This window comes from Nafulsella turpanensis ZLM-10 (genome assembly GCF_000346615.1).
GTDB lineage: Bacteria > Bacteroidota > Bacteroidia > Cytophagales > Cyclobacteriaceae > Nafulsella > Nafulsella turpanensis.
Map to the genome: position 1 here is coordinate 35,621 of NZ_ANNU01000016.1, position 11,538 is coordinate 47,158.

Consider the following 11,538-nt stretch of genomic DNA (forward strand, 5'->3'; position numbering starts at 1 on the left):
CATTTCATAAAACTCACGACTCAGGACTATTGTAAATAAATGGCAAAGAAGGCAGCGAAAGAAAAAGATAGTAAGGAAACTCCTTTAATGAAGCAGTACAATGCCATTAAGGCAAAGCACCCCGGTGCCTTGTTGCTTTTTAGGGTAGGAGATTTTTATGAAACCTTTGGTGAAGATGCAGTAATTGCCAGTAAGGTGCTGGATATCGTGCTGACCAAAAGGGCCAATGGATCGGCCTCTCATATCGAGCTGGCGGGCTTTCCCCATCATAGCATGGACTCTTACCTGCCCCGCCTGGTGCGTGCCGGCTACCGGGTGGCTATTTGCGACCAGCTGGAGGACCCTAAAACTGTTAAGGGCATTGTAAAGCGGGGGGTAACTGAGCTGGTAACCCCCGGCCTTAGCTTTAACGATAATGTGCTGGAGCGGAGCCGCAACAATTACCTGGCCTCCGTCCACTTCGGAAAAGAGGAGTTGGGTATATCCTTCCTAGACCTCTCTACCGGCGAATTTTTAACTTCCTGCGGGCAGCCGGAGTATATCGATAAGCTTATTCAAAGCTTCCGTCCTTCTGAAATCATTTACAGTAAAGGTTGTCGTAAAAAGTTTGCAGAGCAGTTCGAGCCGGATTGCACCACCTATACGCCCGAAGACTGGGTTTTCCAGTACGATTATGCCTACGAGTGCCTTACCAAACATTTCGGCACCAGCTCACTTAAGGGCTTCGGTATAGAAAACCTGCCGGAAGGCATAGTGGCGGCCGGAGCAGTGCTGCACTATCTGCAGGAAACCGAGCACCACGATATGAAGCATATTGCGCAGATTTCGCGCATAGAGGAAGACCATTATGTATGGCTCGATAAATTTACTATTCGCAACCTGGAGCTGATATACCCGCAGCAGCCCGATGGTATACCCCTGATTCAGATTCTCGACCAGACGGTTACCCCCATGGGAGCCCGGCAGCTGAAAAGGTGGGCCGTATTGCCTTTGAAAGACTTAGTGGCGATACGTGAGCGGCTGGATGTGGTGGAATCTTTTACCCGTAATGGCGAATTGTTACAGGAGCTCCTGCAGTCTTTGCGGCATATCGGCGATGTGGAACGGCTTATCTCCAAGGTGGCAGTTGGTCGCATTAATCCACGTGAAATGCTGCAGCTGAAAAAGGCGCTTAAAAATACCCTGCCGGTAAAAGAATTGCTGGCGGGCTGTGATATTAAGCCCCTGCAAAAGCTGGCCGACCAGCTAAACCCCTGTCAGTTTCTACTCGATAAAATTGAAGAAGAGCTGCAGGATGAGGTGCCCCTGGTGTCGAACCAGGGTGGTATGATGCGCAGCGGCATAGATGCGGCCCTCGATGAGCTTCGGAAAATAGCCTATAGTGGCAAAGATTACCTGCTGCAGATTCAAAAGCGGGAGGTAGAACGGACGGGCATTAGTTCCCTTAAGATTGCCTATAACAAAGTGTTTGGCTATTACCTGGAGGTAACCAATTCGCATAAAGATAAAGTGCCGCAGGACTGGATAAGGAAACAGACGCTGGTAAATGCGGAGCGCTATATCACCGAAGAACTAAAGGTTTACGAGGAGAAAATTATCAATGCCGAATCAGAGATCAATACCATTGAGCAGCGCCTCTTCCTGGAGCTGGTGCAGGCCGCTTCGGAATATGTAACCCATATTCAGCAGAATGCCCGTACCCTGGCCACTATTGACTGTTTGAGCAGTTTTGCCGCTATTGCTCTCAAAAATCGCTATGTACGACCCGAGGTTAATGAAAGTTATGCGCTGGATATTGAAGATGGTCGGCACCCGGTTATTGAAAGACAGCTGCCGGTGGGGGAGCCTTACGTTCCTAACGATGTATTCCTTGATAAGGAAGAGCAGCAGATTATGATTATTACCGGCCCCAATATGGCGGGTAAATCGGCCCTGCTCCGCCAGACGGCCCTTATCGTGCTCATGGCCCAAATGGGTAGCTTTGTGCCTGCTAAGCGGGCGCAGCTGGGCCTTATCGACAAAGTCTTCACCCGTGTAGGCGCTTCCGATAATCTTTCGAAAGGCGAATCAACCTTCATGGTGGAAATGATTGAAACGGCCTCTATTCTTAACAACCTCAGCGACCGCAGTCTGGTGCTGATGGATGAGATTGGTCGTGGCACCAGCACCTACGATGGGGTTTCCATTGCCTGGAGCATTGTGGAGTTTTTGCATAACCATGAGAAGTTTCGCGCCAAAACCCTTTTTGCCACCCACTACCACGAACTCAACCAGCTGAGCGAAGATTTCAGCCGGATCAGGAATTTTAATGTATCGGTAAAAGAGGTGGGCGATAAAGTGATTTTTATGCGCAAGCTTAAGGAGGGCGGCAGCGAACACAGCTTTGGTATTCATGTGGCGCAAATGGCCGGAATGCCCAATAAAGTAGTCATTCGGGCAAATGAGATTATGCACCACCTCGAGAAGGATAAAATAAAAGATGGGAATAAAAAGAAATTGCAGGAAGTGCCGAAAAATAACTTTCAGCTGAACCTCTTCGAAGCCGATCCGCGCTTTAAAGAAGTGGAGAAGGTGCTGCAGGAAACAGATATCAATATCATTTCACCGGTTGAAGCCCTGCTGAAACTCAATGAGATAAAGAAGATGATGGAGCCGGCAGAAAAAAAATAGTAAATTTTTTTCGGGAGGATATTGCGGATTTAAATCTATGTACTACCTTTGTATTCCAATCGGTTAACGGCCGGTAAAAACAATGCGAAAGTAGCTCAGCTGGTAGAGCGCAACCTTGCCAAGGTTGAGGTCGCGAGTTCGAACCTCGTCTTTCGCTCCAGTAAAGCATCCCTTCCGCGGGATGCTTTTTTTTGACAGTAAGTAGTTCCGGATTTACTCCGGAATGAAGCCGGGATGGTGGAATTGGTAGACACGCAAGACTTAAAATCTTGTGTCCGTTTGGACGTGCGGGTTCAAGTCCCGCTCCTGGTACTGTAAAACCCTGTATACGTCATGTATGCAGGGTTTTTTGCTTTTTGAGTAACAAAATCAGCAAAGTAGAAGAAGGTAAATTTGGATTAAGCGGAAAAGTTGTAGAGGCGGTTGGAAGAGTTTGATTTAGCCTTCAAAAAAGAGCCATGGAATAATCTGTTTTTGGTTTAATCTTGTCTGAATGCCTTCTTGATTATTTTGATAACACATCAGAAAAGAATTAGCAGATGATTTCACTATTCATTTAGCAGAGAAGAATCTTCCCCCCTTCAGAGCTTACAGGTCAACGGCTTGGTTCAGAAGAATTTTATGATGAGATAAGCCTGAGCGATTTTCCTATTCGTGGAAAGCTATGCTATCTGAAGGTCAGGCGCAGAAGGTGGCTAAATGAAGACGGTGGCAAGGTAGTATCCCGAGACCGGCAATCCATTGCCCAGGGAACGCGAAGGACAAAGGAACTCCCCTCTTTTTAAACCACCGTATCGATATTCCGCCAGTAAGCTATAAGAGCCTGGACAGGTGTTTTTATAAGTTCTGCAAAGGGAGAGAAAAATATAAAAGAATGATTATAGTGATTATCCCGCCTTAAAATTTTTAAGCGCTATCTCTTCTTTTTCTCTGTAGAAAGGAGCCTGAACAGCGGGACTCTTTCAAAGGCAGTTGACCCCAAAATCTTCAGCAGCACCACAAGACTTCTTTATCCAAAGCGGGACGTTTCCCTCCTCCAATTAGCCATTGTTCTGGTTCTCTTTTCTTTCAAATCTTAGCAGTATTGATGTTTATTCTTGTGAATGAGTCTATATCCTTAAAATTGTAACTAATTGTAAATCAAATACTTATGACTTATATTTGTTGATATTTTCTATATCCGGCATATAAAAGTTGAAGTAGATGAGAGATTAATGATTCTTTGTAAAGACGCTGAAGTCAAAAGAATGCCTCTTCAAGTTTTGGGATGGTTTTGCAAATGCTACCCTTCGATTGTGATTACCGGAGCTAGTAAAAAGAGTGCAAAATTTTTTAAGTTTTACTGCAAACGATTTCGCTAATAAGTGAAAAAACAAGTTTAAGATGAATAAAATATACTTCTTATGTGGTCTGGCAGCATTCCTAACGTTTGTTGTTGGGTTGCCATTAAAAGCAGAAATAACACCTGTAGAAGAGGCCAGTCCAACATTTATTGTTGCCGTTAGCGGGCAGGTAATAGATGCAGAAACTGAAGAGCCCTTACCAGGGGCCACGGTAATGATTAAAGGAAGCGGTACAGGAACAGTCACTGATGTAAATGGCGAGTTTAAGCTTGAAGTCCCTGCTGATTCAGCTGTGCTGGTAGTCTCCTTTATCGGATATCATAGCCAGGAAATAGAAGTAAATGGAAGAACAGAAATAAAAGTTGCTTTGGCACCTGATGTTGAACAGCTGGAAGAAGTTGTAGTAGTAGGTTACGGCGTGCAAAAACGCTCTAATATTACGGGAGCTGTATCCTCTATAAGTGCTGAAGAGTTAGAGAAAAAGACGCTGACACGCCTCGATCAGGCCCTGCAGGGAGAATCTGCGGGTGTTTTTGTTTCACAGAATGGCGGTGCTCCCGGTGCCAGCCCAACCATTCACATCCGCGGAGTGGGTTCTATTTCCGATACTGAACCGCTGTGGATAGTGGATGGGATAAGAATGGCCCCCGGAAATCATTTCGATATTGATGATGTGGCCTCTATCGAGGTACTGAAAGATGCTGCCGCTTCGGCAATATATGGTGCAAAAGCTGCCCATGGGGTTATTTTGGTAACCACAAAGCGAGGAGCGGGTGATGGAACCCGTGTGAGTTTTAAGAGTACTGTCGGAAAAAAATCCCCGCTCAACCTTCCGACACTCCTGGGTAGTGCCGATTTTGTAAAATACAAGAAAGAGTCCAGGCTTAATGCAGGACAGAATCCTGATCCTTCCTGGGATAACTGGGAACACGACACAGACTGGATTGATGCTTATTACGCAGGAAGCGGTATTCTTCAGTCATACGATTTATCTGTTGCCAGAGGAGAAGAAAAGTTTAACTTCTACTTTTCTTTGGGCTATGATGATGAAGTTGGCATCCTGATCGATAATACCTATAAAAGGATTAGTGGTAGAATTAACTCAGACATCCAGCTGACCGATTGGCTGAAAATAGGAGAAAGTATTCTTCTTTCAAAGGTAGGGGAAAACCCTATCGATAACTTCAATGAAAACACCTCCGGAGGTATTCCTTATCGTTCTATCCCCATCATGCCAATTTACGACGAAACGAACCCGTACGGTGGTTGGGGAAGAGCACCCGTTTACTTCCAGGGGCCAAATCCGGTCGCCAGTCACTATCAGCAGCATGACACCCGGAGCTACAACCGGCTAGATGGCAATGTATATGTAGAAGCCACTCCTTTTGATGGGCTGCAGTTAAGAGCTACGCTGGGCTATAATTACCTCGCATTTTTAGGAGAAAAATTCCATGAAGCATTTGATTATGGAGCGTTTGCCAATCCTATTAATTCACTGACCTACAGCAATGCCCATGACCAAACCATAACAGGAAATGCAGTGGCGACCTATAGCGAATCAATAGGCTTGCATAACTTTAGCCTGATGGGAGGGTATGAAGCTTCCCGCTTCGAGTCAAAACACTTCAATTTAACCGGCACTGACTTTCCTCTTGATGTAGCCTGGAGTATGAATTTAGCCACGGGTACTTTTAATACCACTGATCGGCACAACGTATATGAAAGTAGAATTCTTTCACAGTTCGGAAGGCTAAGCTACAACTATAATGAAAAATATTTGCTGGAAGCGAACGTCCGGCGCGATGCCTCTGCACCAAAGTTTGGTCCGGCCAATATCTGGGGAGTATTCCCTTCCTTTTCTGCCGGCTGGAGAATTTCCGGAGAAGAGTTTTTCCGGAACGTCCCTTACATCACTACTTTAAAATTACGTGCCAGCACGGGTATTTTGGGCTCTGATAATATTGGTGACTATATCTACCTTAAAACCTATACCTCTCAGTTCTCAAGCTATACCTTCGATGTAAACGGTCAAAATAAGGTTCCGGGCTTTTACATCAGTAAGTTTCCGAACGAAGAGGTGAAATGGGAAGAGGTGAATATGCACAATATAGCCATGGACCTAACCGCTTTTGAAAATAAGCTGTCCTTTAGTATTGACTATTACATTAAAGATACGAAAGATCTGCTCTATGGAGTGCCAATCCCGCCCTCTGTCGGCTTATCTACCATGAACTTTGGTCCGGTAAATCCTGCACTCAATATAGGAACAATGCGAAATACCGGGGTGGACATTGCATTAGGCTATAGAACCCATTTCGATAAGCTCACCCTAAACTTAAGTGGAAATACTTCTTTCATGAAAAATGAAATGAAGTTCCTGAGCGAAAACCAGGCGATTACCGGAGGCGGCGCTGGTGGGCTCATGGGGGGCATGACCAGAACAGAGGCAGGAATGCCTATCTCCAGTTTTTACGGCTTTGTGGTTCAGCAAATGTTGCATACTGAATCGGACGTATATGCCATTAACTCCTGGGCCTCTGACGGCACTTACCAGGAAGCAGGAACTGGGCCAGGCGATTTTATGTATAAAGATATTAGCGGCCCTGAGGGGGTTCCGGATGGGCAGATTACCGCTGAGCATGACCGTGTCTTTATTGGAAACCCATGGCCTAAAATGACTTATGCCTTGAATGTTGGGGCAGTATACAATAACATAATTGATATTTCTTTACAGTTTCAGGGTGTACAGGGGGTAGATGTTTTTAATGCGAATAAAGCCTATGCCCAGAATTTCTTCGGAGATAATAATACTACCACGGAAATTTATAATGCCTGGACTCCGGAAAATCACACGAATCAGCCCCGGAACATCGCCAATGATCCGAATGGTAATTTCAGCAGGCCTTCCGACTATTTTGTAGAAGATGGGTCTTACCTGAAGTTAAGGAATGCACAACTTGGCTTTAACCTTCCTGATGAGATGCTGGACCGCTGGGGAATGAGCGGATTAAGGATTTTTGTGAATGCGAACAACGTCTTAACCTTCACTAAATACTCAGGGCTAGATCCGGAAGTGGCCGGTTCGAATATAAGCCGCGGGGTAGATTATGGTCTGTATCCGCAGGTACGCACCATTAGCGGTGGCTTAGAAGTAAACTTTTAAAGCAGGCCGTAAAGCTTAAAAACAATTAAAATGAAGATACTAAAGCAATTTTTATTACTGTTCATGGGAGCCTCTCTTTTGGCTGGCTGTGCAGAGGATGAGTTTCTTGAGGTAACCAATCAAAATGAGTTGAACTCTGCCAACTACTATTCAAGGATCGAAAACTTCGAAATGGCTTTGAATGGGGTTTATTCTGCAGTAAAAGGTTTAGATCTGTATGGCCAGAACTTTTATGTAGAAACCTTGCTGGCCCTTCCACACGAATCAGACTACTGGAATGCCCAGAGCAGAAATGAAGTAAGTTCGGCCGATGGGAATGTTGCCATCGCCTGGCGAGGCTGGTACAGAGTAGTGGCCAGGGCAAATGATATTATCGAGAATGCCCCCATCTTCATCGAAAAGTATGACCCTAACGAAGCTGAACTGGAGAAGCTGGAAAAAATTCTGGGGCAGGCTCACTTCTTTAGAGGTTTTGCCTATTTCCACCTGGTACGCCTTTGGGGAGAAGATACTTATGCAGGAGACCCTTCCAGGCTAGCGGTTCCGCTAATTCTTAAAGTTCCTTCTACCAGAGAAGATATGATGAAGCCCCGGGCAACAGTAGGGGAGGTGTATGAGCAGATTGTTAAAGATTTTGAAGCAGCTGAAGCCATGCTTCCCTATGACTGGGGGGCGAGTGATATTGCCAGGGTAAATAAATGGTCAGCCAAGGGCTTTTTAGGAAAAGTGTATCTCTACATGGAGGAGTACCTTATGGCCAAAAAATACTTTGAAGAGATTATTAACAGCGCAAACTTTTCTTTAGTACCTGCCGATAAGTATGATGACCTTTTCCAGGGAACCTATGAGTTTAGCGAGGAGTCACTGTTCGAGCTCAACTATTCTGTAGACATGCAGCAGAACATATGGGAAAATGGCCTTGGTTCCGGTATCGCATTATCGCTTGCCCCTCCGGGCCGTGGCTGGAGTAATGTTACTCCCCATGGTGTAAATATCTTCCGCTTTGGCGATGACCCTCGTTTGGAAATAGCTACTTATGCTCCCGAAGATTCTGTTGCCACTGCAGATGGAACAATGGAGCCTGCCGGTGCAAGTGAATTTAATTATACCGGCCACAGCTTCAGAAAATATGTACCACAAGGTTATTCCGTGTACTCCACCAACCGAAATAGCGGCATCAACTTTATTATCATGCGCCTTGCCGATATATACCTGATGTATGCTGAAGTGATGGATGAGTTGGGGCAGGATGCAGTGGCCTTGGAATACTTGAATAAGGTAAGGAGAAGGGCTTATGGATTTGACCCGGATGTGCCTCAGTCCGAGGTGGATCTACAGGGCCTTGCAGGATCAGAATTAACAGATGCCATTCGGGAGGAGCGTTTCCTTGAGCTTTTTGCTGAAGGCCACCGTTGGTACGATATCGTGCGCTGGGGAATTGTAGAAGAAGAGGTATTAAAGTACAATGATTACCGCGTTACCCAGGGCGAAATTCTTTTCCATGAGAAGGACTATTATTACCCAATTCCGCTTCAGGAAGTAGATAACAATGTAAATATAACTCCAAGTACGGGTTACGAATAAAAAAGCCTTCAGCAGGTTAGAGTCATTATTGAAATAGAAGAAAGGAAAAGCATGAAGGTGAATTTTAGTTTGTTGCTGGTATTAGCAGCAGGGGTATTTTTTGGCTGTGAATCGGCGAATGAAGAGCTGGAAGAAGGTATAACAGGCCCTCAGCCTGTTGCCAAGACCAACGATATGCAGGTGTATATGCATTATATGCCCTGGTACCAGGGAAAAGAGACTTCCGGCTACTGGGGAAGCCACTGGCGAATGGCAAACAAGAATCCTGATAATGTTGATGAAAACGGGAAAAGGGAAATTGCCTCACACTATTACCCACTCATTGGCCCGTATGATTCCCGCGATCCCGCAGTAATCGAATATCATTTGCTGCTGATGAAGTATGCCGGTATTGATGGAGTCCTTATTGACTGGTACGGAACCCATAATGTACATGACTATAACCCAAACCTGCGGAGCTCCAATGCCCTGATTGAGAATTTAGATGAGGTCGGTTTGGAGTTTGCCATTGTATATGAAGAATATACGGCAGAAAGTGTGGCCGCTGAAACCAGCAAAACCGCTATAGAGGCAGCAAAGGAAGATCTGGCTTATATGCAGGCTAATTACTTCAACAAAGAGGAGTACATCTGGATTGATGAACACCCTCTGTTGATGACCTTTGGCCCCCGCTATTTTAAGCAGGAAAGCCAGTGGAATCAAATTCTTGAAGGAATCAGTCCGGATCCCTTATTCCTGCCGCTGTGGTTCCACTCTCACAGGGTGGGTGCAAATGGCGATGGAGAGTTTGCGTGGGTGGATTTTAATTCTTCTTTAAGTGATCTGGAAGGATTTTACAGCCAAAAGGAAGAACATGAGCTAATCATCGGCTCAGCTTTTCCTCGTTTCCATGACTTCTATAAGGAAGGTGGCTGGGGAGAGAGCTACGGCAGAGTATACTCCAACGAAGGAGAAACGCTCCGGAAAACCCTAAGGAAGGCCCAGGAGCATGATTTGGACTATATACAGCTGGTTACCTGGAATGATTTCGGGGAAGGAACTGTAATTGAACCTACCCTGGAAGATGAATACTTATTCCTGGAGATCATTCAGGAGTTTACCGGAGTTCCCTATGGAAGAGCCGAACTGGAATTAATCTATCAGTATTTTCTTAAGAAAAAGGCCCTCCAGGGAAATGAAGAGGCAGAGGAAAAACTGGAGCAGGTCTTTCAATACCTGGTGACACTTAAGGTGGAGCAGGCAAAAGAGCTGTTGAGCCAGTTGCCGTAATCCATTTTTATTGAAGTTGATAAATCAAATTAGTTTATTTAAATAAATCAAAAACCTTTATGAAAAAATTACTTTTCCCGCAGCTTATGCTCATGCTTGTGGCATCGGTGTTTTTTGTTTCCTGTAGTGATGAATCAGAAGATCCGGCACCGGAAGTGCTTACTCCTAAAATGGATGGAGTCTATGTTTTTGGATCCAACACAATAGCAGACGATGCACTGGACCCGGATGCAAGAATGTCGCTTGCAGTTCTTGATCCCACTCAGGGAGCCATGGTCGAAAGTATGGAAGGCATATACGGCAAGTTTATGTATATCGGGGCCAATAGCACTATACAGTTTGCAGAAGTTGAAGATGAGGTAGGAACAACCTTTGGTGCCGCAGACGGAGGTTCCGTTGGTATTGGAGCAGAGGTAGGAAATTACCCAATCAATGATGAGGTTATTTACGGTACCCTTGAGACTGAGGCGGCTCCTATTGAAGTGAGCGAGGAAGGTCTCTACTACGCGTACATCGATACCAACACCGACCAGTTCGTTCTGATGAGGGTGGAGCCAAACATCATTGGCGATGCTACTGAAGGACAATGGGCTACAGGAACGCCGCTGCCACAGGTATTCCTTTCTAAAGATTCCGCTGTTTATGAAGCTTCTATTCCTTTAACAGGAGCCTCAGGTTACCGGTACCGCTTTAACGATGGATGGGCTGTTTATCAGGATCCAAACATTGTAACCCTATCCAGCTTAGGCGTTGAAAGTTATGGAGAAGCCTGGGATTCCGGAGTAAGTGATATCGGTTTCTACACTGAAAATATCCCTCATCATGAAGATGGTATCTATACCGTTCGCTTAACTTACAATGCCGCAACTGGCGAATGGGATGAGGACAAAGTTAAAACCGGCAACCTTGAAGTGGATTATAGTGCAATTGAAATGGGCCTTTTCGGAAACGCTTATGTAACCGCTCCGGAAGATACCGCCAACTGGGAAGCTGGTGTAGATGGTTATGAGCTGCATACCCCTGTAGTCGATGGCAATACTTTCACCTGGTCATGGGATGCTGTAGACCTGATCCAGGACAGAGAGTTTATTTTCCTTGAAAATGGAGAATGGGGCGGTCTTCAAATCGACTATACCGGTGCAACTGTTCAGGGAGCAGCTATAGAAAATGGACAAATTGTTGATGCCACCACTGTTGGCGGAGAGTACCATAACTTCTTTGTAGCGGAAGGAGGGCCTTATAATATTACTTTGGTGATTGATGGGGAAACCGACGCGCGAACAATAAATATTGTACCCGCCAATTAAGCAGGCTCTAAACAGTTAAAACGGGTAATCAGCTATTACTTAAGCCGGTTATCATTTAACCAATAAGCAAAAGGTATTCTCTACTTCAGTTTGTTGTGGAGGATACCTTTTAATTACCTTTTTACATTCCAGAAAAGACCCTGGATACCTTTAGCTTCAGCAGACTAAAAAAAGATTTTTGCTTCACAGCAAGCTAGTTATG

6 protein-coding genes and 2 tRNA genes are annotated in these 11,538 nt (G+C 45.2%); all 8 read left to right on the forward strand.

The window, feature by feature from the left end; genetic code table 11:
- Positions 1–39 precede the first annotated feature (39 nt).
- The 8 genes from mutS (at position 40) to F752_RS0107520 (ending at position 11,336) form a co-directional block, all read left to right on the forward strand.
- Positions 40–2,670, forward strand: coding sequence for a DNA mismatch repair protein MutS (gene mutS, locus F752_RS0107490; protein ID WP_017731112.1), 2,631 nt, complete (start codon positions 40–42; stop codon positions 2,668–2,670).
- An 84-nt stretch (positions 2,671–2,754) separates the two neighbouring features.
- Positions 2,755–2,830 (forward strand) — tRNA-Gly (locus tag F752_RS0107495).
- A 68-nt stretch (positions 2,831–2,898) separates the two neighbouring features.
- Positions 2,899–2,982, forward strand: a tRNA-Leu gene (locus F752_RS0107500).
- A 257-nt stretch (positions 2,983–3,239) separates the two neighbouring features.
- Positions 3,240–3,455 carry an ISAon1 family transposase N-terminal region protein gene (locus tag F752_RS27040; RefSeq protein ID WP_456093667.1) on the forward strand — a complete coding sequence of 72 codons (216 nt, stop codon included), beginning with the start codon at positions 3,240–3,242 and terminating at the stop codon, positions 3,453–3,455.
- Positions 3,456–4,053: 598 nt separating this feature from the next.
- On the forward strand, positions 4,054–7,176 hold the full coding sequence (locus F752_RS23670; RefSeq protein ID WP_051049878.1) for a SusC/RagA family TonB-linked outer membrane protein: 3,123 nt from the start codon (positions 4,054–4,056) through the stop codon (positions 7,174–7,176).
- A gap of 30 nt (positions 7,177–7,206) precedes the next feature.
- Entirely contained in the window at positions 7,207–8,760 is a 1,554-nt protein-coding gene (locus F752_RS0107510; RefSeq protein ID WP_081604530.1) for a RagB/SusD family nutrient uptake outer membrane protein, read from the forward strand.
- A gap of 51 nt (positions 8,761–8,811) precedes the next feature.
- Positions 8,812–10,029 (forward strand): glycoside hydrolase family 71/99-like protein, encoded by a 1,218-nt coding sequence (locus F752_RS0107515; RefSeq protein ID WP_017731115.1) that lies wholly within the window; start codon positions 8,812–8,814, stop codon positions 10,027–10,029.
- Between the two features lie 59 nt (positions 10,030–10,088).
- On the forward strand, positions 10,089–11,336 hold the full coding sequence (locus F752_RS0107520) for a hypothetical protein (RefSeq protein WP_017731116.1): 1,248 nt from the start codon (positions 10,089–10,091) through the stop codon (positions 11,334–11,336).
- Positions 11,337–11,538: the final 202 nt, after the last annotated feature.

What these genes read in the sequence shown, in the direction of transcription:
- F752_RS0107515 (WP_017731115.1), top strand. Translation starts at nt 8,812, where the DNA reads ATGAAGGTGAATTTTAGTTTGTTGCTGGTATTAGCAGCAGGGGTATTT.
- F752_RS23670 (WP_051049878.1), top strand. Translation starts at nt 4,054, where the DNA reads ATGAATAAAATATACTTCTTATGTGGTCTGGCAGCATTCCTAACGTTT.
- F752_RS0107510 (WP_081604530.1), top strand. Translation starts at nt 7,207, where the DNA reads ATGAAGATACTAAAGCAATTTTTATTACTGTTCATGGGAGCCTCTCTT.
- F752_RS0107520 (WP_017731116.1), top strand. Translation starts at nt 10,089, where the DNA reads ATGAAAAAATTACTTTTCCCGCAGCTTATGCTCATGCTTGTGGCATCG.
- mutS (WP_017731112.1), top strand. Translation starts at nt 40, where the DNA reads ATGGCAAAGAAGGCAGCGAAAGAAAAAGATAGTAAGGAAACTCCTTTA.